This window comes from Rahnella sp. BIGb0603, from assembly GCF_024808755.1.
GTDB lineage: Bacteria > Pseudomonadota > Gammaproteobacteria > Enterobacterales > Enterobacteriaceae > Rahnella > Rahnella contaminans.
In genome coordinates, this window is the sequence record NZ_JANUEX010000006.1 from 79,941 (window position 1) to 106,083 (window position 26,143).

The following is a 26,143-nucleotide window of genomic DNA, read 5'->3' on the forward strand; positions in this document are numbered from 1 at the left end:
ACCTCACGCGGCGATGCCGCACAGAGATAACCCGGCAAAACGTTTTCAGGAACAAGGTTCAATTCATGCAGGATCGTAATTTTGACGATATGGCCGAAAAGTTTTCGCGCAATATCTACGGCACAACGAAAGGACGTATCCGTCAGGCCGTGCTGGGTCAGGATCTGCAGGAGTTGATGAAGACTTTGCCGAAGCGGCCGTTGCGTATTCTTGATGCAGGCGGTGGCGAAGGGCAAATGGCCTGCGAACTGGCCGCTTTAGGACATCAGGTCTTGTTGTGCGATCTCTCCGGTGAGATGATCCGTCGCGCGCAGGCTGCGGCGATTGAAAAAGGTGTGAGCGACAACATGCAATTTGTACATTGTCCCGCTCAGCACATCGCAGAACATTTGGAAGCGCCGGTTGATCTGATATTGTTTCACGCGGTCATTGAATGGCTTGCGGAACCCCAACAGGCGCTGGCTGCACTGACCGATTGCCTGGTGCCGGGTGGCGCAATCTCGCTGATGTTTTACAATATCCACGGTCTGGTCATGCGGCACATGATCCTGGGAAATTTCGGTCATGTTGAAGCCGGCGTGCCAAAAATCAAAAAGAGCTCCCTGTTGCCCGATCATCCGCTGGAACCTGCGCAGGTCTATCAGTGGCTGGAAGAGCTTGGGATGCAGATAAGCGGCAAAACCGGTGTTAGAGTATTCCACGATTATTTGCGAAACAGACAACAACATAAGCAGGATTTTGACGAGCTTCTGGCGCTGGAACAGCGTTATTGCCGTCAGGAACCTTTTGTTAGTTTGGGACGTTACATCCATGTGATGGCGCATAAACCCATTCTGAAGGACGAATTATGAGTGAATTTTCCCAGACTGTACCCGAACTGGTCGCCTGGGCACGGAAAAATGATTTCTCAATTTCGCTGCCAACGGAGCGGCTGGCTTTTCTTCTGGCAATTGCCACGTTAAACAGCGAGCGCCTTGATGGGGAAATGAGTGAAGGTGAGCTGGTCGACGCGTTTCGCCACGTCAGTAAAGGTTTCGAGCAGACAAACGAAACGGTCACCGTTCGTGCCAATAACGCCATCAATGATATGGTGCGTCAGCGCCTGCTCAACCGGTTTGTCAGCGAACTGGCGGATGGCAATGCCATTTATCGCCTGACGCCGCTGGCAATCGGTATTTCAGATTATTATATCCGTCAGCGTGAATTTTCTACCCTGCGGTTGTCTATGCAATTGTCGATTGTTGCACAGGAACTTAAGCGTGCGGCCGATGCCGCCGAAGAGGGTGGCGATGATTTCCACTGGCACCGCAACGTTTATGCGCCGCTGAAATATTCCGTCGCTGAAATTTTTGACAGTATCGACATGACCCAGCGGATCATGGATGAGCAGCAACAGGGCGTTAAAGATGATATCGCCGGGCTGCTCAACAAAGACTGGCGTGCGGCCATTTCCAGCTGTGAAATCCTTTTGTCAGAAACCTCGGGCACGCTGCGTGAATTGCAGGATACGCTGGAAGCTGCGGGCGACCTGTTGCAGGCGCACCTGTTGCGTATTCAGGATGCCACGATGGTGGAAATGGACCTGAGCTTCGTCGACAAACTGGTTTTCGATTTACAGAATAAACTCGACCGCATCACCAGCTGGGGCCAGCAGGCGATTGACCTGTGGATTGGCTACGACCGCCACGTGCATAAATTTATCCGTACGGCTATCGACATGGATAAAAACCGCGTATTTGCGCAGCGTCTGCGACAGTCGGTTCAAAACTATTTTGACCAGCCCTGGACGCTGACATTCGCCAATGCGGATCGCTTGCTGGATATGCGTGATGAAGAACTGGCATTGCGCAGTGAGGAAGTCACCGGTGAGTTACCGCCGGATCTGGAATTTGAAGAATTTAACGAAATCCGCGAACAGCTTGCGGCATTGATTGAACAGGCATTACAGGTCTATCAACAACAGAAAACGCCGCTCAATCTGGGCATGGTAATGCGCGAATATCTCAAACAGTATCCGCGGGCCCGACACTTTGATGTCGCGCGAATTGTGGTCGACCAGGCAGTTCGCCTTGGTGTGGCTGAAGCAGATTTTTCAGGGTTGCATGCCGAATGGCAGGCAATCAATGATTACGGAGCCAAGGTGCAGGCCCATGTCATCGACAAATATTGAACACATAATGCCAGCTAAGCTGGCGCAGGCGCTGGCAAATTCAGTGTTTCCTGCTCTCGATAGCCAGCTCCGTTCTGGCCGCCATATTGGCATTGATGAACTCGATAACCACGCTTTCCTGATGGATTATCAGGAAGAAATGGAGTTGTTTTATAGCCGCTACAGCGTAGAGCTGATCCGGGCACCGGAAGGTTTCTTCTATTTGCGCCCGCGCTCGACGACGCTGATCCCCCGTTCGGTGCTTTCCGAGCTGGATATGATGGTGGGGAAAATTCTCTGCTATCTGTATCTCAGCCCGGAACGCCTTGCGCACGAAGGGATTTTTACCCAGCAGGAACTGTATGACGAGCTGCTAAGTCTGGCCGATGAAAACAAGCTGCTGAAATATGTCAATCAGCGCTCGACCGGTTCGGATTTAGATCGCCAGAAATTACAGGATAAAGTCCGTACGTCTTTGAACCGTCTGCGCCGTCTGGGCATGGTGTATTTCATGGGTGTCGACAGCAGCAAATTCCGTATCACCGAAGCGGTATTCCGTTTTGGTGCGGATGTTCGCAGCGGCGATGATGCCCGTGAAGCACAGTTACGGATGATCCGCGACGGCGAAGCGATGCCCGTCGACAGTGCGTTGTCACTGAACGATGAAAGTGAAGACGGCGAGTTGCAGGCAGGGCATCAGGGACCTGATAGCGCAGAGGATGAACAGGAATGATTGAACGCGGTAAATTTCGCTCACTGACGCTGGTTAACTGGAACGGGTTCTTTGCCCGGACTTTTGACCTCGATTCACTGGTCACCACACTTTCCGGCGGTAACGGTGCGGGTAAATCCACCACCATGGCTGCGTTTGTTACGGCGCTGATCCCTGACCTGACACTGCTGCACTTCCGTAATACCACCGAAGCTGGTGCAACCTCCGGTTCCCGCGATAAAGGCCTGCACGGTAAATTGCGTGCGGGCGTGTGTTACTCGGTGCTGGATGTGGTGAACTCACGCCACCAGCGCATTGTGGTTGGCGTACGTTTGCAACAGGTTGCAGGCCGTGACCGCAAAGTTGACATCAAACCGTTCACCATCCAGGGCTTGCCGGTTGCGGTTAATCCGACGGAAATGCTGACGGAAACGGTGGGTGAGCGTCAGGCTCGCGTGCTGTCTTTGCAGGAGCTGAAAGATCGCGTCGAAGCCATGGAAGGTGTCCAATTTAAGCAGTTCAACTCGATCACTGATTACCATGCGCTGATGTTCGATTTGGGTGTCATTCCGCGTCGTTTACGTTCGGCGTCTGACCGCAGCAAGTTCTATCGTCTGATAGAAGCCTCGCTGTACGGCGGGATTTCCAGCGCCATCACACGTTCCCTGCGTGACTACCTGTTGCCGGAAAACAGCGGTGTGCGTAAGGCATTCCAGGATATGGAAGCCGCGCTGCGTGAAAACCGCATGACGCTGGAAGCTATTCGCGTAACGCAATCCGACCGTGACCTGTTCAAACATCTGATTTCTGAAGCGACATCTTACGTGGCGGCCGACTATATGCGCCACGCCAATGAACGTCGTATTCACCTCGATGGCGCGCTGGTATTGCGTAACGATTTGCTTACCAGCCGGAAACAGCTGTCCGGCGAGCAATACCGTCATGTCGAAATGGCGCGTGAACTGGCCGAGCAGAGCGGTTCACAAAGTGATCTGGAAACCGATTATCAGGCAGCCAGCGATCATCTCAGTCTGGTGCAGACCGCGATGCGTCAGCAGGAAAAAATCGAGCGTTATGAAGGTGATCTTGAAGAGCTGACGTATCGTCTGGAAGAACAGAATGAAGTCGTGGCGGAAGCCAGCGAACTGCATGCTGAACATGAAGCGCGAGCTGAGGCCGCCGAGCTTGAAGTCGATGAGCTGAAAAGCCAGCTTGCCGATTACCAGCAGGCGCTGGACGTTCAGCAAACCCGTGCGATTCAATACCAGCAAGCGTTGCAGGCCATTGAACGTGCGCGCGACCTGTGCCAGATCCCGGATCTGAGCACACAGAACAGCGAAGAATGGCTGGAAACATTCCAGAGCAAAGAACAGGAAGCCACAGAAATCCTGCTCCAGCTGGAACAAAAAATGAGCGTGGCATCAGCGGCGCACAATCAGTTTGAAACTGCGTATCAGCTTGTGGTGAAAATCGCCGGTGAAGTCAGCCGCAGTCAGGCCTGGCAAACCGCGCGTGAATTATTACGCGACTGGTCTTCTCAGCAGCATCAGGCAGAGCGCGTCGAACCGTTGCGCATGCGTTTGTCCGAGCTTGAAGGCCGTCTTCGTGAGCAGCAGGACGCTGAGCGTCAGTTGCAGGAATTCTGCAAACGCACCGGGCAGGATGTGCAGCCGGAAGATCTGGACGAAATGCAGCGCGAGCTGGAAGTCCAGATTGAAGAGTTGCAGGGCGTAGTTTCACAGGCCGGTGAACGCCGCATGGAAATGCGTCAGGAACTCGAACAGGTTCAGTCGCGCATCCGTGAACTGACTGCCCGTGCGCCGGTCTGGCTGGCCGCTCAGGAAGCACTGAGCCAGCTGAGTGAGCAAAGTAAGGAACCGCTGGAAAACAGCCAGCAGGTGACTGAATACATGCAGCAGTTGCTGGAAACCGAACGGGAAACGACGGTTGAACGCGATGAAGTCGCTGCACGTAAGCGCCGCATCGAAGGCCAGATTACCCGTCTGAGCCAGCCAAGCGGTGCGGAAGATTCCCGCATGATTGCGCTGGCCGAACGTTTCGGTGGCGTACTGCTCTCCGAGATTTATGACGACGTGACCATCGACGACGCCCCGTATTTCTCCGCGTTGTATGGCCCGTCACGTCACGCGATCGTCGTGCCTGATCTGTCGTTGATCCGCGATCAGCTCGACGGGCTGGATGATTGTCCGGAAGACCTCTATCTGATCGAAGGGGATCCGCAGTCATTTGACGATAACGTCTTTGAAGTGGAAGAAATGCAGGGTGCGGTGCTGGTCAAAACCGGCGACCGTCAGTGGCGTTATTCCCACTTCCCGCAGGTGCCGCTGTTTGGCCGTGCCGCGCGTGAAAATCGTCTGGAAACCCTGCATAAAGAACGCGAAAATTTATCCGAGCGTTACGCGACACTGTCGTTTGACGTCCAGAAAATCCAGCGCGCACATCAGGCGTTCAGCCGCTTCATCGGCAGCCATTTGGCCGTTGCTTTTGATGCCGATCCTGAAGCAGAAATCCGCACGCTAAGCGGACGTCGTGGTGAGCTCGAGCGCGCTCTGAATGCGCACGAAAGCCAGAATCAGCAGCAACGTCAGCAATACGAACAGGCTAAAGAAGCTGTCGCGATGCTGAACAAATTGCAGCCGCGTGTTGGTTTATTATGCGACGAAACGCTGATCGACCGTGTCGAAGAAATCCGTGAAGAAATGGATGAAGCGCAGGATTCTGCCCGTTTCATCCAGCAGCATGGCAATTCTCTTGTCAAACTCGAACCGCTGGTCTCGGTGTTACAAAGTGACCCGGAACAGCACGAGCAGCTGAAAGAAGATTATGCGCAGGCTCAGCATTCACAGCGTCTGGCGAAACAGCAGGCGTTTGCCCTGACCGAAGTCGTTCAGCGTCGCGCTCACTTCGGCTATACCGATTCTGCCGGTATGCTCAATGAAAACAGTGACCTGAATGACAAACTGCGCCAACGCCTGGAGCATGCGGAAGCGGAACGTACCCGCGCCCGTGAGCAGATGCGTCAGCATCAGACCCAGCTGACGCAATACAGCCAGGTTCTGGCATCCCTGAAAAGTTCGTTTGATGCCAAACGCGACATGCTCAAAGAACTGAGCCAGGAATTGCAGGATATTGGCGTTCAGGCCGATCCGAACGCCGAAGCGCGCGCCAAAACGCGCCGCGATGAATTGCACTCCGCCCTCAGTACGAACCGTGCGCGCTGTAACCAGCTCGAAAAACAGATTACTTTCTGTGAAGCCGAGATGGACAATTTGCAGAAGAAATTGCGCAAGCTGGAGCGCGATTACCATCAGAGCCGTGAGCAGGTGGTGACGTCGAAAGCCGGCTGGTGCGCCGTGATGCGTCTGGTGAAAGATAATGGCGTTGAGCGCCGTCTTCACCGCCGCGAGCTGGCCTATATGGACGGCGACGAACTACGTTCTATGTCGGATAAATCCCTCGGGGCGCTGCGGCTGGCAGTGTCTGACAACGAACATCTGCGCGATGTGCTGCGTCTTTCCGAGGATCCAAAACGTCCGGAGCGCAAAATTCAGTTCTACATTGCGGTCTATCAGCATCTGCGCGAGCGTATCCGTCAGGATATTATCCGCACCGACGATCCGGTGGAAGCCATCGAACAGATGGAAATCGAGCTGGGACGCCTGACGGAAGAACTGACGGCGCGTGAACAACAGCTGGCCATCAGCTCGAAGAGTGTGGCGAATATTATTCGCAAAACGATTCAGCGTGAACAAAACCGTATCCGCCAGCTCAACCAGGGTCTGCAGGCCGTGGCCTTTGGTCAGGTTAAAAGTGTGCGTCTGAACGTCAATGTACGTGAAGCCCACGCCGGTTTGCTGGATGTGCTTTCTGAACAACAGGAACAGCATCAGGACTTGTTCAGCAGCAACCGTCTGACTTTCTCCGAAGCGCTGGCAAAACTGTATCAGCGCCTGAATCCACAGATCGATATGGGGCAACGCACGCCGCAAACGATCGGTGAAGAACTGCTGGATTACCGTAACTACCTCGAAATGGAGGTGGAAGTTAACCGTGGTTCTGATGGCTGGCTGCGTGCAGAGAGTGGCGCGTTGTCTACCGGTGAAGCGATCGGTACGGGTATGTCGATTCTGGTGATGGTGGTTCAGAGCTGGGAAGATGAATCGAGTCGCATGCGTGGTAAAGATATTTCGCCTTGTCGCCTTCTGTTCCTCGACGAAGCGGCCCGTCTGGATGCTAAATCTATCGCGACTCTGTTTGAGCTTTGCGACAGGTTAGAAATGCAGCTTATTATCGCGGCGCCGGAAAATATCAGCCCGGAAAAAGGTACGACTTACAAACTGGTGCGTAAAGTGTTCGGCAATAACGAACACGTGCATGTAGTTGGTTTACGTGGATTTGCTCCGGAGCTTCCTGCACTAGCAACGACAGAGGCCGACGTTTCCTGATCCGTTTCTGAAGTCCTGACGCCCTGGTATTTTGCCGGGGCGTTTTTTATTGTTTGCGGCTCCTTATTTTCTTCATACTGTTTTCCTTAAATATTGATTTATCCTCAGAATATTACTTATTCATTTCTCTGATACTTTCTTAAGAATATGTCTTATCCATAAATAACTATTAAGACATTTTCAAATACCTGGCTGAATAGTGAGCTAATGCTTTGCCGCAGAATGGAAAGTGCACAATGAAGTCTTTATTTCGGCTGACGGCTGGCTTAGAGTCTTTACGTGAGATACGGACTCTATTGCATTGAGTTCCTACGCAAAAAAAGAATTCTCTTTATATACTTAATCTAAGAGCTGCTGGCTTAATTTTGGGGATCAAATTGGGCAATTTATCGGGAGGCAAGGGAAAATGTTAATGAATCAAAGGTCTCTCAGGTTTTTAGTCGCCAGCTGTCTGCTGGCAAGCGGTCTGTCGCCATGGTTTTCTACCTGGGCCGCAGTACCCACTATGCCGGTAGGAAAAACTACGCTATCCAGCGTTCAGAGCATGAGTCAGTTGCAGGCAGAACTGGCGCCGCGTGGCATTCGTCCGTTGTATTTATCGTCTTTGTCCTCACTTTACGCTGCCAATCATATGCAGCCGATGTGGAATGACAGAGGATCCATCCAGATTTTCCAGCAGCAATTAGCTGAGCTGGCGATTTCAGGCATTCAGCCGCAGTTTACTCAGTGGGTTAAATGGCTGACGGATCCTGAGGTTAAGGGAATGGCGCGCGATGTTGTGTTGTCCGATGCAATGCTGGGGTATTTGCAATTTACCAGCAGCGTCGAAGCCAATGGCGACAAATGGCTTTACAGCAACGTGCCATATAAAATGACTACGCCGCCGCTGACGGTGATTAACCAGTGGCAACTGGCTGTACGTCAAAGTGACACGGCGCGGTATCTGTCAACGCTGACGCCACAGCATCCTTATTACGCTAAAATGCACGATGCCCTGAAGCTGATGCTAACAGACAATCGTCCGTGGCCGGTGATGACTGGCGCTGCGAGTTTACGTCCCGACCAAATCAGCGATGACGTGCCTGCTCTGCGTGAAATACTGACCCGGACGGGCATGATGGTGGCGTCACCGGAAGAGGCTAAATCGCCGAAACCGACCGATGAAACTATTGCGCCTAATGTACCGGGAAGTGCGTCGAATGACGATTTGTCTGTCGATGAGACCGCCGATAAATCTCAGCCAGCGACACCGGCGGTCAGTCCTTCTGCGACTTCGGTTCAGGATGTGTTGCCGACGGTTCAGGCCGGTGATACACCGGCTCCGGCCGCGCCGGTTGCTGTGTCGAATAATCAGTACACACCGGATCTGGTCGAAGCCGTTAAGCGCTTCCAGAAATGGCAGGGGTTAGAAGCTGACGGTATTATTGGCGGACGCACGCGCCAATGGCTGAATGCATCTCCGCAATTGCGCGCCACATTGCTGGCTCTAAACATTCAACGTTTACGTATTCTTCCGGGCAATGTGAATACGGGCATTATGGTGAATATTCCCAACTACCAGCTCACATATTATCTCAACGGCAGCGAAGTTTTATCCTCGCGGGTCATTGTCGGGCGTCCGAGCCGCAAAACGCCTTTAATGAGCAGCGCGCTGAATAATGTCGTGGTCAACCCGCCATGGAACGTGCCGACGACCTTAGTGCGTGAAGACATTGTGCCTAAGGCCATGAACAACCCATCGTACTTCCAGCAGCACGGTTATCAGGTGTTGTCCGGCTGGAGCAATGATGCGGAAGTGATTGATCCGTCGATGATTGACTGGGCGATGGTTTCGCCAAGTCATTTCCCGTATCGCATCCGTCAGGCACCAGGCGCGAGCAATTCCCTTGGCCGGTATAAATTCAATATGCCGAGTTCAGATGCTATTTATCTGCATGATACGCCTAACCACAACCTGTTCAGCAAAGACATTCGTGCACTGAGTTCAGGGTGCGTGCGTGTAAACAAAGCGTCGGAACTGGCCAATATGTTGTTGCAAGATGCGGGCTGGAACGATACCCGAATTTCTTCAGCGCTTCAGGGCGGTAATACGACGTATGTAGCGATCCGTCATCACATACCGGTAAAACTGTTCTATCTGACGGCCTGGGTGGCTGACGACGGTAAGCCGCAATTCCGTACAGATATTTACAATTACGATGCAACTGTGAGATCAGGTGCACAAATTTTGCCTCAGGCGGAAATATTGCTCCAATAAATGCAGTAAAACTAATCTGATAAAGGTCTGAATACTTGGCCTGACAACGAGCGTGAGCCACTGGCACGCTCGTTTTGCTTTGCAGGGTCCCTTGACTCGCAGAAATTTGGCGGTTAAGGTTCAAAACGGTTCCGAATGGGGCTTATTTTTGACTCTCTTACCGGATAGTAAACTGTTCATGAATGAAATCGACAAACATCGCCGTAAATGGCTGGCATTAGGCAGTGCCGCTATGGGGATTGCATTGCTTCCGGGTCGTGCATTCGCCACTCTTTCCACACCTCGTCCGCGTATTTTAGTGGTTAACAATCTGAATACCGGCGAAACCCTCAAAACTGAGTTCTTCGATGGAAAGCGTTATAACAAGGATGAGTTGGCCCGGTTGAATCATCTGTTCAGGGACTATCGTGCGGAAAAAATAAAAAGCATCGATCCCGCGCTTTTCGATCACCTCTATCGTTTGCAGGTTATGCTCGGCGGAACGAATAAACCGGTTCAGTTAATTTCCGGCTACCGTTCTCTGGCGACCAATAACAGTATGCGTGAACCGGGGAGCGGCGTAGCAAAACACAGTTACCACACGCTCGGGCAGGCCATGGATTTCCATATTCAGGGCATCGAACTGAGCAATATCCGCAAAGCAGCATTAAAAATGCGGATGGGTGGTGTAGGATATTATCCACGAAGTAACTTTGTGCACATTGATACCGGACCAGCACGAACCTGGTAGTGTGCGTAATTAATGGCCTGCCCAAACGGACAGGCCATTTTGTGGAGCCCTATGAAATTCCATCTTATTACTGTCACGGCGTTCAGCCAGAATTGCTCACTGATTTGGTGTACAAAAACGAATCAGGCCGCGCTTGTCGATCCGGGCGGAGAAGCAGCAAAAATTATCCGCGAAGTATCCGATAAAGGTGTGCTGGTTACGCAAATTTTGCTGACACACGGCCATCTTGACCACGTCGGTGCCGCAGCTGAACTGGCTGCCCATTATCAGGTGCCGATCATCGGGCCACAAAAGGAAGATCAGTTCCTGCTCGATGCGTTGCCAACGCAAAGCCAGATGTTCGGCCTTGATCATTGTGACCCGCTGACGCCAGATACCTGGCTGGAAGAAGGGGATACCGTGAGCGTGGGCGAGGAAATACTCTCTGTGCTCCATTGCCCGGGACATACGCCGGGACACATTGTTTTTATCAATGATAAAACGCGCCTGGCAGTTTCAGGTGATGTGATTTTTAAAGGCGGAGTAGGGCGCAGTGACTTCCCGCGTGGAGATCATCAGGCGCTGATTCACTCAATCAAAACAAAATTATTGCCGTTGGGTGATGATATCGTCTTTATTCCGGGTCATGGACCAATGTCCGATTTTGGCTATGAACGTAAAACCAACCCCTTCCTGCAGGATGAAATGCCGGTCTGGTAAACGTTTTGGCTAACAGAATACCAATACAAAAAGCCCGTCAGTTTCCAGACGGGCTTTTTAATGGAATTCAGAACGCCGAATCCTTACAGCACGGCGACAATGGCTTCACACAACGGTGCCATGTTTTCGAGCGTAATACCGGCTACGTTGATACGGCCAGAGTTCACTGCGTAAACGCCGAATTCATCACGCAGACGCAGCACCTGATCTTTGGTCAGGCCGCTGAATGAGAACATCCCGTTCTGATTGATAATGAAGCTGAAATCCTGCTGCGCGCCTTTTTCCTGCAACGTGCTGACAAACAGCTGACGCATGCGGTGAATACGCTGACGCATATCGCTCAGTTCCTGCTCCCACAGCGTGCGGAGTGCCTCGTTACCCAGAATAGTGGCAACAACAGCGGCGCCGTGAGCGGGTGGGTTAGAGTAGTTTGCACGGATCACGGATTTCACCTGGCTGAATGCGCGGTCTGCGGTTTCAGCATCAGCCGCCACCAGCGTACAGGCACCCACGCGCTCATTGTATAGCCCGAAGTTTTTCGAGTAAGAGCTCGCAACCAGCAATTCTTTATGATTAGCCACAAACAGGCGCAAGCCGGCAGCGTCTTCTTCCAGACCTTTGGCAAAGCCCTGATAAGCGAAATCAAACAGCGGCAACCAGCCATTGGCGACAGACAATTCTGCCAGTTGGGCCCACTGTTCAGCCGTCGGATCAATGCCTGTCGGGTTGTGGCAGCAACCATGGAATAACACCACGTCGCCAGCTTGTGCGTTGCTCAGGCTTTTCAGCATGCCGTCAAAATCGAGGCTGTGATTCGCGGCGTCGTAATAATTGTATTCTGCTACTTCCAGACCGGAAGCAGAGAAAACGCCTTTATGGTTTGGCCAGCTTGGATTGCTGACCCAAACGCGTCTTGCGCTGGTCTGGGTGGCGATAAAATCGGCTGCAATACGTAATGCGCCGGTTCCGCCCGGAGTTTGTGCGGTGCGGGCACGTTTGTCGGCAATCACAGCGTTGTTTTTGCCAAACAGCAATTCCTGCGTACAGCGTGCAAAATCAGGTAACCCGTCAATGCTCAGATAGGTTTTTGTCGTTTCATTTTCCAACAGGAATTGTTCAGCTTTCTTCACACTGGCCAGAACCGGTGTTTTACCGGTTTCATCTTTATAAACACCAATCCCCAGATTGATTTTATTTGAGCGGTCGTCCGCGCGGAAAAGATCGGAAAGACCCAGAATCGGGTCGGCAGGTGCTGCAGTGATTTTTTCAAACATGTTGGAAACTTCCATAGCCTGATATTGCGAAAGAGGGCATCAGGGTAACGCCGGAGACCTTATTTGCCAACCGTTTGCGGCAAAAAGAAAGCAGAGTTGTGAGAACGCGTATGAGATTAAAATAATTTATGAGATAGGGTGGCAAAGCTCATTTCAGGCAAATGCTAAAAAAGCAAAAGGCAGAGCCGAAGCCCTGCCTTGATATCCACTTTGATGCGCCCGAAAGCGCATCGTTAAGCGATATTAGAACTGGTATTGCAGACCAACACCAACGATGTCGTCTGTGCTGCGACCGGCTGCTTTGGTGTAGCTGTTGTCATCCAGCAGGTTGATTTTGTAGTCAACGTAGGTAGACATGTTTTTGTTGAAGTAGTAGTAAGTACCAACTTCTACGTATTTAACCAGGTCAGCATCGCCGCCAGCGTAGGTAGAACCGTTGTTGGTGAAACCATTCAGGTTCTTACCTTTAGACTGCAGGTATGCGATAGATGGGCGCAGACCGAAATCGAACTGGTATTGAGCTACAACTTCGAAGTTCTGAGTTTTGTTAGCAATCGCGTCTGGGTTACCGTAATCGGTGGTGTTGCGTGATTCACCGTAGAAGGTTGCCAGGTACAGGTTGTTAGCATCGTATTTAGCGCCGAATGCGTATGCGTCAGCTTTGTCACCAGTACCATCTTCTTTCTGCAGAGTAGTACGGTTAGAAGAGAAGTAAGCACCAGTGATGCTAACACCAGAGTTGCCGATTGCGTAAGCTGCAGAAGTACCCCAGCCGTCGCCATTGGAATCAACTGCACCACGGCTGTCACGACCTTCGTCGTTTTTACCCTGGTACTGTACAGCGAAGCTCAGGCCATCAACCAGACCGAAGAAGTTGCTGTTACGGTAAGTAGCCAGACCATTTGCACGACCAACCATGAAGTTGTCGTTGTTCTGGTACATGGTGTCATCGCCATAGATTGGCAATTGGTCGGTGTAGGACATTACGTCGTAGATCACGCCGTAGTTACGACCGTAGTCGAATGAACCAGCATCACCGAATTTCAGACCTGCGAAGCCCAGACGAGTTTTGTTGCCTTCGTCGCCAGCGCTTTCTGCGTGGTTAGCCTGAACGTTGTATTCCCACTGGCCGTAACCGGTCAGTTGGTCAGTAATTTGAGTTTCGCCTTTAAAGCCGAAACGAACATAAGTCTGGTCGCCGTCATCGCCAGCGTTGTCAGAGAAGGTGTGACGTGCATCAACTTTACCGTACAGGTCCAGTTTGTTGCCGTCTTTGTTATAGATCTCTGCTGCATTAGCTGCACCAGCAACTAACAGAGCTGGGATTACCACTGCAAGAATGTTGCGCTTCATCATTATTATTACCCTCATTGGTTTTATTCGGACACCTGCCACTGCCGTGAATAATTCTTTACGGAACTATTCATGAAAGTTTGGTGTCTCCTGTGTCTGAACGCACTATTCCATCCGAGGTTCGCTTAATCCATAGCGAAAATGCTACTAAATTACTAAATATGTTTCAGTTAGAAAAAATGTATTTCAAAATGTGTATTTTACGGAACTTTGTGACAGGGATCTATCTTTAAAAATGACAAAGGCCAGCTAAGCTGACCTCTGAATTGTGGCAATTTTGTAAAATTAAAATACGTTACTTAATTAGAAGGTTGCATTACGTGGTGTGCGAGGGAACGGGATCACATCACGCACGTTTTGGACGCCGGTCACATAAGCAACTAAACGCTCAAAACCTAACCCGAAGCCAGAGTGTGGCACGGTGCCGTAACGACGAAGATCGCGATACCACCAATAATCTTCCTGTTTCAGACCCATCTCAGCCATACGGGCGTCCAGAACATCCAGACGTTCCTCACGCTGTGAACCCCCGATAATCTCACCAATGCCCGGTGCCAGAACATCCATCGCGGCAACTGTCTTGCCGTCGTCGTTCAGGCGCATATAGAAAGATTTGATATCTTTAGGATAATTTTTCACAACGACCGGCGCTTTAAAATGCTGCTCAGCAAGATAGCGTTCGTGTTCTGATGAAAGATCCACACCCCAGGAAACCGGGTTTTCGAATTTCTGACCGCAATTCATTAGGATTTCTACTGCATCGGTGTAATCCACCTGCGCGAAATCGGAGGTTACAAAACGCTCCAGGCGTGCAACAGCATCTTTGTCTACGCGTTCTGCGAAAAAGGCCATATCGTCTGAACGTTCGTTCAGAACGGCCTGGAAAACATACTTCAGCATGTTTTCAGCCAGTAACGCGATATCGTTCAGCGTTGCAAAAGCAATTTCAGGTTCAACCATCCAGAACTCAGCCAGGTGGCGGCTGGTGTTGGAGTTTTCTGCACGGAATGTCGGGCCGAAGGTGTAAACCTTGGACAGCGCGCAGGCATAGGCTTCACCGTTCAGCTGGCCGGACACGGTCAGGAAAGATTCTTTACCGAAGAAGTCTTCGCTGAAATCCACTTCGCCTTTGTCGGTACGCGGCAGGTTTTGCAGATCCAGCGTGGAAACGCGGAACATCTCGCCTGCGCCTTCAGTATCAGAAGCAGTGATCAGCGGGGTGGATACCCAGAAGTAGCCGTTTTCGTGATAGAAACGGTGAATCGCCTGAGACAGGGTGTTGCGCACGCGTGCAACCGCACCAATCAGGTTTGTGCGCGGACGCAGGTGAGCTACTTCGCGTAAATATTCGATGCTGTGGCGTTTTGCCGCCATCGGATAAGTATCAGGATCATCCACCCAACCCACGACCTTAACGGCAGTTGCCTGCAGCTCGAAACTCTGGCCTTCGCCAGGTGAAGCCACAACGGTACCCGTCACTTCTACTGAGCAACCGGTCGTCAGGCGCAGAACATCTTCCTGATAATTGGGCAGAGAATTATTGACGACGGCCTGTAATGGATTAAAGCAGGAGCCGTCATAAACGGCGACGAATGAGATACCAGCTTTAGAATCTCTCCGGGTACGTACCCAACCGCGTACGGTGACTTCACTGTCAACCGCAGCACGGCCTTGCAGTACGTCGACTACAGGCACAACGCTCATAGATTTCTCTCTTTCTTTATATATGTTGACTAAGAAATATTGGACACCCTGTAAAAAGGGATTTTGCTATGTTACTTAGCCTTTCTCAGGACACAAGCAGAAATCGTCATCGTCAGCCAAGAATTCACAGGCAGAAGGGTGGATTGGCTGAAATTATTAACCGAACGAATGAAAGCCGAACGAATTAAATCGTAGCTATATAAAGGAAGAGAATGCGAGGCATTATTACGGGGAAAAATACATCACTGTGCCGGCGTTCATTTTCCGGCACAGTATTTTTGTCTTAGGATGCTTTCTTAACCAGCGGCAGATCGAATGCCTTACGCAACGCTTTTACAAATGCTTTATCCTGGCAGATGGTTTTTCCCGGGCTGTCAGAAAGTTTTGCTACCGGTTTGCCATTGCACTGAACCAGTTTGATCACGATGTTCAGCGGTTTGACGTGCGGGATATTACAGGTCAGGCGTGTGCCGATACCAAAGACCAGATTCACCCGCTGATGGAAATGCCGGTACAAATGCAGCGCTTTATCCAGGTCCAGATTGTCGGAAAACACCAGCGTTTTGGTCATCGGGTCGATTCCGAGCGCCTGGTAATGTGCAATCGCTTTTTCACCCCATTCAACCGGATCCCCGGAGTCATGACGCAGTCCCTGATAAGCGTTGGCGAATTTTGTTCCGAAATCACGCAGGAAAGCATCCATGGTGATGCAGTCCGTGAGGGCAATGCCCAGTTGATCGGGATATTCGTCAAGCCAGGCTTGTAAGGCCGCGCGCTGGCTGTTCGCCAGAACCGGGCTGATTTGCTGATGTGCCTGGAACCATTCGTGCGCCTGTGTTCCAACCGGCGTCAGCTGCAATTTATGGGCTAAATCGTAGTTGCTGGTGCCGACCAGATAAGGGAATTCGTTTTTCAGCGTGGTGACAATCGCTTCCTGAACTTCACCGGAGAAACGGCGACGCGTGCCGAAATCCATCAGCCGAAAAGCGGAAAGATCGATGTCAGCGGCCTGTTCTTTGAAACTGGCGAGATTTTTACGCAGCTGATCGACCGCCATTTGCGCGGTAATTTCCGGCGAGCGCTGACGGTGCACAACTTCACTGATGACGGCCAGCAGCGGCACTTCCCACATAATCACTTCACGCCACGGCCCTTCAATGCGCACGTGCAAATGCCCGTTGTGATCGGAAACGGTGACATGTTCAGGATTGTAGTGGAACGTTTTCAGCCAGTTGAGATAATCCCGGGTGAAGAAGGGCAACCCGGAAAGATAGGTGAATTCGTCGTCGGTCAGCGCCAGTTGGCTCATTTTCTGGATCTGCAGACGAATTTCGCCGGCGTATTCGCCCAGAAGTTCATCACCGCGGCAACGGAACTCAGCCACGACGTTAATATTGCGATAGCGATGGTAAACCGCTTGCTGCATATGAAGCTTGTAGGCATCGGTATCTAACAGCGAAGTCAAAATCGGGGAGGCGTATGGAATCATAGCGCGCTTACAGCATCCTCGTCAGAAACTGAGTGTTTGAACACAAACAACCGTTCCGTAAAAAAAACGTTCTGGATAAAACAGCAAAGTCTGTGAAGTATACCGTATTATCCTGTTAAAGAACCCTCATCACATCATAATTGTCTGCAAATGGTCGAGGCTTAATTGTGCTCAAACATAGGGAATATGGGCAAACAGGCGATCTTCCGGATTAAAAAAAGCACAAATTGATTACATAAATTTAATCAACCTGACATTCAGAAAAGAAAAATCGGGGCGATTTTACCCCGATTTTTGTGTGTTCATTCCGCTTCGTTTGTTCACGATAGTAAACGATCAGATGTTTTCCAGATTAATCCCCCGCGTCTTAGGGCCAAAAATCCCGATCACCAGCATCACGATAATCATACTGAGGACGATGAACGCAATCACGCCCTGCGTTCCGGCATATTGCAGGATCAGGCCGATCAAAATACTGCTAAAGACGGTCGACAAACGGCTGAAGGAATAACAGAAACCCACCGCACGGGCGCGGATGTGTGTCGGAAATACCTCGGTCTGATACGCGTGATAACTGAATGTCAGCCATGCGTTGGAATAGGTGATCAGGAAACCACAAATGACCAGCATGACCGGATGAGTCTGAAACGCGAAGAGGGTGCCGAAAATTACCGTCATCAGGGAAGAAAGGACGATTTGCCATTTGTTTTCGATCTTGTCGGCATAACGGCTGCAAATCAGAGAACCCAGCGGATACGCCAGTGTAATAAAGAAGGCGTAAAGCAAACTGTGGGTCACTGTAGTGCCTTTGCCGGAAAGCAGGGCGGGCAGCCAGTTGCCAAAACCAAAGAAACCGATGGCCTGGAAGAAGTTCATTACCGTCAGCATCAGCGTGCGTTTGCGGTATTGAAATGACCAAATTTCCCTGAACGTGCCTTTTCGCGGTAATCCGCTGGCCTGTTCAGGCGCGACATATGCCGGGCTTTCGGCCACGCCGCAGCGTTTTTCCATCGCCGATACGACATTGTGCGCCTCTTCGTTTCTTCCCTGCTGTGCCAGCCACCGGGCGGATTCAGGCAGGTTTTTACGCACAAACCAGATAATCAGTGAACACAGCGCCCCGGCGATTACTACGTAACGCCAGCCCGTGAGGCCGAAGAAAGTCTGCGGAACCAGCCACCAGGACATCAGGGCGACGGCCGGAACCGAGAGGAACTGTATAAAGAAAGCAAACGCAAAGGCGCGGCTTCGCAGATGACTGGGAACCCATTCGGTCAGATAGGTATCAATCGTTACCAGCTCCAGTCCCAGGCCAATCCCGACCAGAAAGCGGCATAGAATGATCCCCTCCGCGCTGTTCTGGAACGCCATCAGTAATGAAAAACAGCCATACCACGCCAGCGCAAACATAAATGTCATGCGGCGGCCAAACCGGTCAGCGTTAGGTGCCAGCATGCTCGCGCCGAGAAAAAGGCCCAAAAATGTGGAAGATGCGAAGGCGGCCTGATCGGAAATACCGAGTACACCGGCGCTGCCAACATGAAATATGTTTTCTGCGATCAAACCCGAACTAATGTATCCCGTCTGGAAAAGGTCGTAGAGTTCGAAGAATCCACCCAGCGAGAGCAAAATAATAAAACGCCATAGCCCGGCGGAAGCGGGAAGCGAGTCAATTCTGGCTGATAATGTCTTGTTATTTAATGTTTTTTGATTTGTTATCCCCTGGTCGGGGGCGCAGGTGTCACTCATTTTATTATTAGCCTCAGTGATTCATCGTATTCATGATCATGCTAATGACTCCCGATCGGATTTAAATATTGAATTTATGTAACGAATAAGAAAATAGAGCATAAAAAACTGCGCAAAAGTGCGTTTTGAAAAGTACAGTTTTATCAGTGCAGAATGTGACGGCGATCGGACTTCCATTTTTAAGCCCGAGAAAGGCCTTTTAAGACAAATTTCTGTGTTTTGGTTGAAAGGTGCGCATACGCACTCACAAACTGGCAACAATCTGGGATTTTCTGGTGCCTGTGTTAGAGTTTAGAGAGAAAAGTATGAAGGCCGGCAGGGCTCTGCGCAGCGATTTGCTGACAAAAAGCGCCCGCTTCAATGCCATGAATCGTCATCACCCTAAACAATGAAAACGCCAAAAGGTTTTTTATGACTCAACTGCCACAAGCCAAGTTTCGCCACGACTATCGTGCGCCGGACTACACCATCACGGATATCGACCTGAATTTCGAGCTTGATGCACAGAAGACCCTTGTGACCGCCGTCAGCCAGATTAAACGACAGGGTGCAGAAGGCGCTCCGCTGGTGCTCAACGGGGAAGATCTGACGCTTATCAGCCTGAAAATTAACGGTCAGGACTGGCCTCAATATCAGTTAAAAGAAGGCGCGCTGGAAATCACTGGCCTGCCTGAAGCGTTCGAACTGGCGATTGTTAACGAAATTCACCCGGCGAAAAACACCGCGCTGGAAGGGCTGTATCTTTCCGGGGAAGCGCTGTGTACTCAGTGTGAAGCCGAAGGTTTCCGCCACATTACCTATTATCTGGATCGCCCGGACGTTCTGGCGCGCTTCACCACCCGAATTGTAGCTGACAAAGCCCGCTATCCTTATCTGCTGTCCAATGGTAACCGGATTGATCAGGGGGAGCTGGAAGGTGGCAAACACTGGATAAAATGGGAAGATCCGTTCCCGAAACCTTGCTACCTGTTTGCGCTGGTTGCTGGTGATTTCGACGTTCTGCGTGATTCTTTCAAAACCCGTTCAGGCCGCGATGTGGCGCTGGAGCTGTTCGTTGACCGCGGCAATCTGGATCGCGCGGGTTGGGCAATGGAATCCCTGAAACAGTCGATGAAATGGGACGAGACCCGCTTCAATCTCGAATACGATCTCGACATCTTCATGATTGTTGCCGTTGATTTCTTCAACATGGGCGCAATGGAAAACAAAGGCCTGAACGTCTTTAACTCCAAATACGTGCTGGCAAAAGCCGAAACCGCGACCGACAAAGATTACCTCGGTATCGAAGCGGTGATCGGCCACGAATACTTCCACAACTGGACCGGTAACCGCGTGACCTGCCGCGACTGGTTCCAGCTGAGCCTGAAAGAAGGCCTGACTGTTTTCCGCGATCAGGAATTTAGCTCTGATCTGGGCTCCCGTTCCGTCAACCGCATCGATAACGTCCGTGTGATGCGTGGCGCGCAGTTCTCTGAAGATGCCAGCCCGATGGCGCATCCTATTCGTCCAGAAAAAGTTATCGAAATGAATAACTTCTATACGCTGACTGTGTATGAGAAGGGTTCTGAAGTTATCCGCATGCTGCACACCCTGCTGGGCGAAGAGAAATTCCAGGCCGGTATGCAGCTTTATTTCGAGCGCCACGACGGCAGCGCTGCGACTTGCGACGATTTCGTGCAGGCGATGGAAGATGCCTCGAATGTTGACCTGTCGCTATTCCGCCGCTGGTACAGTCAGTCCGGCACGCCGGTGCTGACCGTGCGCGACGACTACGACGTGGAAAAACAGCAATACACCCTGACCGTCAGCCAGAAAACCCCGCCAACGCCTGATCAGACTGAAAAGCTGCCACTGCATATTCCGCTGGATATCGAACTCTACGATCCGCAGGGCAACGTGATTGCGCTGAAACAAAACGGTCAGACGGTCAGCAACGTGCTGAATGTGACCCAAGCCGCGCAGACCTTCATCTTTGACGATGTGGAATACCCGCCGGTGCCTTCTTTATTACGTGAATTCTCCGCGCCGGTGAAACTCGATTACAAGTGGGGCGATCATCAGCTGACTTTCCTGATGAAGTACGCGCGTAACGATTTCGCCCGCTGGGATGCGGCGCAAAGCCTGCTGGCGATATACATCAAACTGAACGTGGCACGTCATCAGCAGAAACAGCCTCTGTCTCTGCCGCTGCATGTGGCGGATGCGTTCCGTGCGGTACTGCTGGATGAAAATATCGATCCGGCACTGGCGGCGCAGATCCTGACCCTTCCGTCTGAAAACGAAATTGCAGAACTGTTTGAGATCATCGATCCGGAAGCCATCAGCGCCGTTCACGATGCCATTACCCGCTGCCTGGCAACGGAAATGGCCGATGAATTCCTGGCGGTTTATAACGCCAATCGTCTGCCTGCGTATCGTGTTGTGCATGAAGATATCGGTAAACGTTCACTGCGTAATACCTGCCTGCATTATCTGGCTTTTGCGGATGTTACTCTGGCTGATCAGCAGGTTAAAACCCAGTTTGAGCAGGCCGATAACATGACCGACTCACTGGCCGCAATGGCCGCCGCCGTGTCCGCGCAATTGCCTTGTCGCGAAACGCTGTTAGCCGCTTACGACGAGCGCTGGCATCACGATGGCCTGGTTATGGATAAATGGTTTATCCAGCAGGCGACCAGCCCGGCGGCCGATGTGTTGCAGAAAGTACGTTCACTGCTCAACCACCGTTCATTCAGCATGGGCAACCCGAACCGCGTCCGTTCACTGATTGGTGCGTTCGCGTCGGCTAACCCTTCTGCATTCCACGCCGCAGATGGCAGCGGTTATCAGTTCCTGACCGAAATGCTGACCGATCTGAACACGCGTAACCCGCAGGTTGCCGCACGTATGATTGAGCCGCTGATCCGTCTGAAACGTTATGATGCTGGCCGTCAGTCGCAGATGCGTAAGGCACTGGAACAGCTGAAAGGGCTGGAAAATCTGTCCGGTGATTTGTTCGAGAAAATCACCAAAGCGTTAGATGCGTAACTAACCGCAGAAACGCAGTAAGGCAAAAGGGCGATGGAAACATCGCCCTTTTTACATGTTGAGATGACGGGACTTTCCGTCAACTCTGCGCGCGTTTCGCTTCCTGCGGAACGTTCTGCGCAGGCTGTGGCGTCAGCACGCGTTCCAGCACTTCCGCTTCCAGCTCAGCCAGACGGGCAGATCCTTTGCGGCGCGGGCGTGGCAAATCAATGGTTAAATCCATGCCAATTTGCCCCTGGTCGATAAGGATCACGCGATCCGCGACCGTGACTGCTTCGCTGACATCATGTGTCACCAGTAAAACGGTGAAATCATGCTGCTGCCATAAACGTTCTATCAGGCTTTGCATTTCAATACGCGTCAGCGCATCGAGCGCACCCAGCGGTTCGTCCAGCAAAAGCAAACGGGGGCGGTGGATCAGCGCCCGTGCCAGCGCCACGCGTTGCTTTTGTCCGCCGGATAACGCCGAAGGCCATTCGTCGGCGCGGTCGGCCAGCCCGACTTCTTCCAGCGCTGCCCGCGCGGCTTCACGCCATTGACCTTTCAAACCCAGCCCGACGTTATCAATCACCTTTTTCCACGGCAGCAGGCGGTCATCCTGAAACATCAACCGTGTATCTTCCCGAACTTCACTCAACGGCGCACTGGCGCTGAGCAGCTCGCCTTGCGTGGTTTTTTCCAGCCCTGCGAGCAGGCGCAGCAGGGTACTTTTCCCGCAACCGCTGCGGCCAACAACGGCCACAAACTGGCCGGGTGGAATACGCAAATTGATGTCATTCAGTACGGCGCGGTTGCCGTATTTTTTCGTGATGCCGGATAAGGTGACCGGCGTGCCTTGCCCGATACGTGCAGGTGCGCTCATGCGGCGTCTCCTTGTTTTTTCTGATAGGCCGGGTGCCAGCGTAGCCAGACACTTTCCAGCTGGCGGGCCAGCACATCGGCCAGTTTGCCGAGGATGGCGTACAACACAATGGCCACAACCACGACGTCAGTTTGTAAAAACTCGCGGGCGTTCATCGCCAGATACCCGATGCCTGAATTAGCCGAAATGGTTTCCGCGACGATCAGCGTCAGCCACATAAAGCCCAGCGCAAAACGAACGCCGACCATAATCGACGGCAGCGCGCCCGGTAAAACCACCTGAATAAACAGCGGGAAACCGGATAAACCGTAGCTGCGCGACATTTCCAGCAAACCGCGGTCAATGTTGCGGATGCCGTGATAAGTATTGAGATAAATCGGGAACAGCGTGCCCAGCGCCACCAGGAAAATCTTGGCGGATTCATCGATGCCGAACCACAAAATCACCAGCGGGATCAGGGCCAGATGCGGAATGTTACGCAGCATCTGGAGCGAGCTGTCGAGCAGACGTTCGCCCCAGCGTGAAAGCCCGGTGATAAAGCCGAGCAGTAAACCCAGACTGCCGCCGATGGCAAAACCGGTCAGCGCGCGGAAGGTGCTGATCTTCAGGTTCTGCCAGAGATCGCCGCTTTTGGCCAGTGTCCAGAAGGCTTCCACCACCGCGCTCGGCGCCGGAAGTATGCGGTTAGACAACCAGCCAGCTTCAACCGCCAGCTGCCAGCCGCCGATCAGGACAACCGGAACGACCCAGGGCGCGGCGCGGTTCAGCCAGCGTTGTGATCTCGTCATCTTTATTCTCCATAATGCTGGCTGGCGGCACGTTTATTCGCAAAATCGTGCGCCACAAGTTCACCGCGCGGCAAAATGGCTTTTTTCACGGTTTGATCGTCTTCGTGTTTTGCCAGATCCAGATGCGGGAACAGCAGCTCACTGACGCGGTACGCTTCTTCCAGATGCGGATAACCGGAGAAAATAAAGGTATCGATGCCCAGATCGGCATATTCCTGCATGCGGGCCGCAACGGTCGGGCCGTCTCCGACCAGCGCCGTGCCGGCTCCGGTGCGCACCAGACCAATGCCTGCCCACAGGTTCGGGTAGATTTCCAGTTTGTTGCGATCGCCGCCGTGCAGGGCGGCCATGCGGTGCTGACCGACGGAATCAGTTTTCGCAAATGCGGCCTGCGCGCGCTGAATAGTTTCGTCATCCACGTTGGCAATCAGCTTGTCGGCGGCGCGCCAGGCCTCTTCGTTTGTTTCGCGGACAATCACGTGCAGACGAATACCGAAACGCACCGTACGGCCTTTCGCTGCGGCTTTCGCACGGACCTGCTCGATTTTTTCTTTCACCAGTGCCGGCGGTTCACCCCAGGTGAGATAAAGTTCAACCTGCTCAGCGGCCAGATCCTGCGCTTCGTCAGAAGAACCGCCAAAATACAGCGGCGGACGGGGGTACTGAACCGGCGGGTGCATCAGGCTCGCCCCTTTCACCTGAATGTGTTTGCCTTCGTAATCCACGGTTTCCCCTTCCAGCACACGACGCCAGATACGGGTAAATTCGGCGGACGCTTCGTAGCGTTCCTTGTGATTGAGGTGCAAACCTTCGGCAGCCAGTTCGGTGGGATCACCGCCTGTCACCAGATTAAACAGCGCACGACCGCCGGAAAGCCGGTCCAGCGTGGCGGCCTGACGGGCAGCCAGCGTCGGAGAAATAATCCCCGGACGCAGCGCGACCAGAAATTTCAGACGCTGAGTCACCGAAATCAGTGAGGCGGCCACCAGCCATGAGTCTTCACATGAACGGCCCGTTGGCAGCAATACACCGCCAAAACCCAGGCGGTCGGCGGCCTGTGCGATCTGCTGAAGATAGCCGTGATCGACTACTCGCGCGCCTTCTTCAGTGCCTAAATAACGGCCATCGCCGTGGGTAGGTAAGAACCAAAATACGTTCAGACTCATGTTGTTTTTCCTCTCAATTCGTCACGGGTGCCGCTCAGCGGGCGGCTCAATGAGTGATCAATTAGCCTGTACAGCGGGCTTCCAGATGCGATCTTTAATCTCAACAGGTTTTGGCAAAATATGGTTTTCATAGAACAAATCGGCAGTTTGCTGTTGGCGTTTTTCCGTTTCAGCACTGACCGGTGTGATTGGCATATCCGGCAGATGATCGAGATAAGACGCCACGACTTTATCCGGAAGCCCCATCGACTGGGAAAGCAGCGTGATGCTTTGCGCACGGTCGGTTTTCGTCAGCGCATTCGCCTGCGTTAACACGTCCAGAACGGCGCTGATAAATTGCGGATTCGCTTCGGTATATTTTTTCGGTGCCAGATAGAAAGAACCGGTCTGGTGCAGCGTGGAACCGTCGGTCAGGACGCGGACATCGCCCTGAACTTCAGCGGCGGAGTAGTACGGATCCCAGATAGCCCAGGCATCGACGTCATGCTGCTGGAAAGCCGCGCGGGCGTCAGCAGGCGTCAGATAAACCGGCTGGATATCGGTGAATTTCAGCCCGGCCTGTTGCAGCGCACGAAGCAGTAAATTGTGCGAACTGGAGCCTTTTTGGAAAGCCACTTTATGTCCTTTCAGGTCCGCGACAGTTTTAATCGGGCTGTTGCTGTCGACCAGAATAACTTCAGCTTTCGGCTTCGGCGGTTCAGAACCGATATACAGCAAATCCGCGCCCGCGGCCTGCGCGAACAGCGGTGGCAAATCACCGGTTCCGCCCAAATCAATGCTGCCAACGTTCAGTGCTTCCAGGATCTGCGGCCCTGCAGGAAATTCCACCCAGCTGATTTTGGTGTCCGGGAAACGCTTTTCCAGTAACTGATGAGATTTCGCCAGCACCAGGCCGACGGATCCTTTCTGGTAGGCGATGCGTAACTGTGCGGGATCTTTTTCCTGCGCAAGCGCCGCACCGCTTAGCGTCAGGCTGGTCAGCAGCCCGGCAATAACTGGCAGGCGGCGTAATAAAGAGAAGGATGCTGGCATGGTTAATTCCTTTTAAAGTTAAACGCGTAATGCCTGAGCAGAAAGGGACGCGACTGACGGCGCCAGCGGGCGGCGGCGGCTGAGTGCCAGATAGAAGTTCTCCAGCGATTCGGTCAGACGCTCTTCAAGTGCGGGATCAAGCTTCGCCGGGTAACTCTGGTAATCGGTGATCAGGCTGTCATCGGCGAAAACGCCCTGCAAAACTTCCTGGGCCTTGAGCGACGCCAGTACCGGTTTGAGCGCGTAATCCACGGCGAGCATGTGGCCGATCGAACCGGCGGTGGCCAGCGGCAGTACAACTTTATGGTCGAGCGCGCGTTCCGGCAGCAAATCCAGCAATGTTTTCAGTGCACCGGAAAACGAGGCTTTATAGACCGGCGTTGCCACGATCAATCCATCGGCGCTTGCCAGTTCAGCAGTCAGCTGTTTGAGCTGCGGGCTGGCGAAATTTGCGAAAAGCAGGTCGTCAGCAGAAAAATCCTGAATCGTATAGGTGAAAACCTCGACGCCGCGGCTTGCCAGCCACTGATGGCTGAGCGCCAGCAGGGAGGAAGAACGTGAAGGTTGTCGCGGGCTGCCTGCGATTGTTATAACGCGCATCTCTCTTCCTTATAACAAAAAGTAATAGAACCATTATTTTCTTTAACAAAGTGGAGTAAACGTAACAGGGGGACGCTGCGCACCGG

General features: G+C 52.4%; 18 protein-coding genes. 8 read left to right on the forward strand and 10 right to left on the reverse strand.

Going from position 1 to position 26,143, the window contains the following annotated elements:
• The first annotated feature begins 65 nt into the window (after positions 1-65).
• The 7 genes from cmoM to M2403_RS17095 all read left to right on the forward strand — a co-directional run bounded on the left by cmoM (position 66) and on the right by M2403_RS17095 (position 11,013).
• Complete coding sequence (cmoM, locus tag M2403_RS17065) at positions 66-851, forward strand: tRNA uridine 5-oxyacetic acid(34) methyltransferase CmoM (RefSeq protein ID WP_259230236.1); 786 nt, start codon at positions 66-68, stop codon at positions 849-851.
• Entirely contained in the window at positions 848-2,170 is a 1,323-nt protein-coding gene (mukF, locus tag M2403_RS17070; RefSeq protein WP_152324155.1) for a chromosome partition protein MukF, read from the forward strand. Before cmoM ends, mukF begins: the two co-directional genes overlap by 4 nt.
• Positions 2,151-2,882: a chromosome partition protein MukE gene (gene mukE / locus M2403_RS17075; RefSeq protein ID WP_152324154.1), complete on the forward strand. Its 732-nt coding sequence runs from the start codon at positions 2,151-2,153 to the stop codon at positions 2,880-2,882. Before mukF ends, mukE begins: the two co-directional genes overlap by 20 nt.
• Positions 2,879-7,327: a chromosome partition protein MukB gene (mukB, locus tag M2403_RS17080; protein ID WP_259230240.1), complete on the forward strand. Its 4,449-nt coding sequence runs from the start codon at positions 2,879-2,881 to the stop codon at positions 7,325-7,327. The genes mukE and mukB overlap by 4 nt, the downstream gene beginning before the upstream one ends.
• A gap of 406 nt (positions 7,328-7,733) precedes the next feature.
• Positions 7,734-9,584, forward strand: coding sequence for a L,D-transpeptidase (ldtD, locus tag M2403_RS17085; protein WP_208950626.1), 1,851 nt, complete (start codon positions 7,734-7,736; stop codon positions 9,582-9,584).
• A 178-nt stretch (positions 9,585-9,762) separates the two neighbouring features.
• Positions 9,763-10,314, forward strand: a complete 552-nt coding sequence (locus tag M2403_RS17090) for a YcbK family protein (protein WP_152324151.1) — start codon at positions 9,763-9,765, stop codon at positions 10,312-10,314.
• Positions 10,315-10,365: 51 nt separating this feature from the next.
• Positions 10,366-11,013 carry an MBL fold metallo-hydrolase gene (locus M2403_RS17095; RefSeq protein ID WP_165058084.1) on the forward strand — a complete coding sequence of 216 codons (648 nt, stop codon included), beginning with the start codon at positions 10,366-10,368 and terminating at the stop codon, positions 11,011-11,013.
• Between the two features lie 83 nt (positions 11,014-11,096).
• Here the strand turns inward: M2403_RS17095 and M2403_RS17100 are convergent, their stop codons facing one another.
• From M2403_RS17100 to M2403_RS17120, 5 genes are all read right to left on the reverse strand, one after another.
• Positions 11,097-12,287 (reverse strand): amino acid aminotransferase, encoded by a 1,191-nt coding sequence (locus M2403_RS17100; RefSeq protein ID WP_152324149.1) that lies wholly within the window; start codon positions 12,285-12,287, stop codon positions 11,097-11,099.
• A gap of 243 nt (positions 12,288-12,530) precedes the next feature.
• A complete protein-coding gene (gene ompC / locus M2403_RS17105; RefSeq protein ID WP_275858770.1) occupies positions 12,531-13,643 on the reverse strand; it encodes a porin OmpC in 1,113 nt (370 codons plus the stop codon).
• Between the two features lie 300 nt (positions 13,644-13,943).
• The gene (gene asnS, locus M2403_RS17110) at positions 13,944-15,344 is read right to left on the reverse strand and encodes an asparagine--tRNA ligase (protein WP_259230241.1); all 1,401 of its coding nucleotides are present in this window, start codon (positions 15,342-15,344) and stop codon (positions 13,944-13,946) included.
• 283 nt (positions 15,345-15,627) lie between these two features.
• Positions 15,628-16,833, reverse strand: coding sequence for a nicotinate phosphoribosyltransferase (pncB, locus tag M2403_RS17115; RefSeq protein ID WP_259230242.1), 1,206 nt, complete (start codon positions 16,831-16,833; stop codon positions 15,628-15,630).
• A 336-nt stretch (positions 16,834-17,169) separates the two neighbouring features.
• A complete protein-coding gene (locus tag M2403_RS17120) occupies positions 17,170-18,582 on the reverse strand; it encodes an MFS transporter (protein ID WP_217153064.1) in 1,413 nt (470 codons plus the stop codon).
• A 411-nt stretch (positions 18,583-18,993) separates the two neighbouring features.
• Between M2403_RS17120 and pepN the strand changes: the two genes are divergently transcribed.
• A complete protein-coding gene (gene pepN / locus M2403_RS17125) occupies positions 18,994-21,609 on the forward strand; it encodes an aminopeptidase N (protein WP_259230243.1) in 2,616 nt (871 codons plus the stop codon).
• A gap of 79 nt (positions 21,610-21,688) precedes the next feature.
• On the opposite strand, the gene ssuB is transcribed toward pepN, so the two are convergent.
• From ssuB to ssuE, 5 genes are read right to left on the reverse strand one after another with little or no spacing between them, the layout of a single operon-like run.
• Complete coding sequence (gene ssuB, locus M2403_RS17130; RefSeq protein WP_152324144.1) at positions 21,689-22,471, reverse strand: aliphatic sulfonates ABC transporter ATP-binding protein; 783 nt, start codon at positions 22,469-22,471, stop codon at positions 21,689-21,691.
• Complete coding sequence (gene ssuC / locus M2403_RS17135; protein WP_152324143.1) at positions 22,468-23,259, reverse strand: aliphatic sulfonate ABC transporter permease SsuC; 792 nt, start codon at positions 23,257-23,259, stop codon at positions 22,468-22,470. Before ssuC ends, ssuB begins: the two co-directional genes overlap by 4 nt.
• A 2-nt stretch (positions 23,260-23,261) precedes the next feature.
• Complete coding sequence (gene ssuD, locus M2403_RS17140; RefSeq protein ID WP_259230247.1) at positions 23,262-24,425, reverse strand: FMNH2-dependent alkanesulfonate monooxygenase; 1,164 nt, start codon at positions 24,423-24,425, stop codon at positions 23,262-23,264.
• Positions 24,426-24,482: 57 nt separating this feature from the next.
• A complete protein-coding gene (locus M2403_RS17145) occupies positions 24,483-25,457 on the reverse strand; it encodes a sulfonate ABC transporter substrate-binding protein (RefSeq protein ID WP_152324141.1) in 975 nt (324 codons plus the stop codon).
• An 18-nt stretch (positions 25,458-25,475) separates the two neighbouring features.
• Entirely contained in the window at positions 25,476-26,057 is a 582-nt protein-coding gene (gene ssuE / locus M2403_RS17150) for an NADPH-dependent FMN reductase (RefSeq protein WP_152324140.1), read from the reverse strand.
• Positions 26,058-26,143: the final 86 nt, after the last annotated feature.

Coding starts and splice junctions, on each gene's coding strand:
- cmoM (WP_259230236.1), top strand. CDS start 66: ATGCAGGATCGTAATTTTGACGATATGGCCGAAAAGTTTTCGCGCAAT.
- mukF (WP_152324155.1), top strand. CDS start 848: ATGAGTGAATTTTCCCAGACTGTACCCGAACTGGTCGCCTGGGCACGG.
- mukE (WP_152324154.1), top strand. CDS start 2,151: ATGTCATCGACAAATATTGAACACATAATGCCAGCTAAGCTGGCGCAG.
- mukB (WP_259230240.1), top strand. CDS start 2,879: ATGATTGAACGCGGTAAATTTCGCTCACTGACGCTGGTTAACTGGAAC.
- ldtD (WP_208950626.1), top strand. CDS start 7,734: ATGTTAATGAATCAAAGGTCTCTCAGGTTTTTAGTCGCCAGCTGTCTG.
- M2403_RS17090 (WP_152324151.1), top strand. CDS start 9,763: ATGAATGAAATCGACAAACATCGCCGTAAATGGCTGGCATTAGGCAGT.
- M2403_RS17095 (WP_165058084.1), top strand. CDS start 10,366: ATGAAATTCCATCTTATTACTGTCACGGCGTTCAGCCAGAATTGCTCA.
- M2403_RS17100 (WP_152324149.1), bottom strand. CDS start 12,287: ATGTTTGAAAAAATCACTGCAGCACCTGCCGACCCGATTCTGGGTCTT.
- ompC (WP_275858770.1), bottom strand. CDS start 13,643: ATGATGAAGCGCAACATTCTTGCAGTGGTAATCCCAGCTCTGTTAGTT.
- asnS (WP_259230241.1), bottom strand. CDS start 15,344: ATGAGCGTTGTGCCTGTAGTCGACGTACTGCAAGGCCGTGCTGCGGTT.
- pncB (WP_259230242.1), bottom strand. CDS start 16,833: ATGATTCCATACGCCTCCCCGATTTTGACTTCGCTGTTAGATACCGAT.
- M2403_RS17120 (WP_217153064.1), bottom strand. CDS start 18,582: ATGAGTGACACCTGCGCCCCCGACCAGGGGATAACAAATCAAAAAACA.
- pepN (WP_259230243.1), top strand. CDS start 18,994: ATGACTCAACTGCCACAAGCCAAGTTTCGCCACGACTATCGTGCGCCG.
- ssuB (WP_152324144.1), bottom strand. CDS start 22,471: ATGAGCGCACCTGCACGTATCGGGCAAGGCACGCCGGTCACCTTATCC.
- ssuC (WP_152324143.1), bottom strand. CDS start 23,259: ATGACGAGATCACAACGCTGGCTGAACCGCGCCGCGCCCTGGGTCGTT.
- ssuD (WP_259230247.1), bottom strand. CDS start 24,425: ATGAGTCTGAACGTATTTTGGTTCTTACCTACCCACGGCGATGGCCGT.
- M2403_RS17145 (WP_152324141.1), bottom strand. CDS start 25,457: ATGCCAGCATCCTTCTCTTTATTACGCCGCCTGCCAGTTATTGCCGGG.
- ssuE (WP_152324140.1), bottom strand. CDS start 26,057: ATGCGCGTTATAACAATCGCAGGCAGCCCGCGACAACCTTCACGTTCT.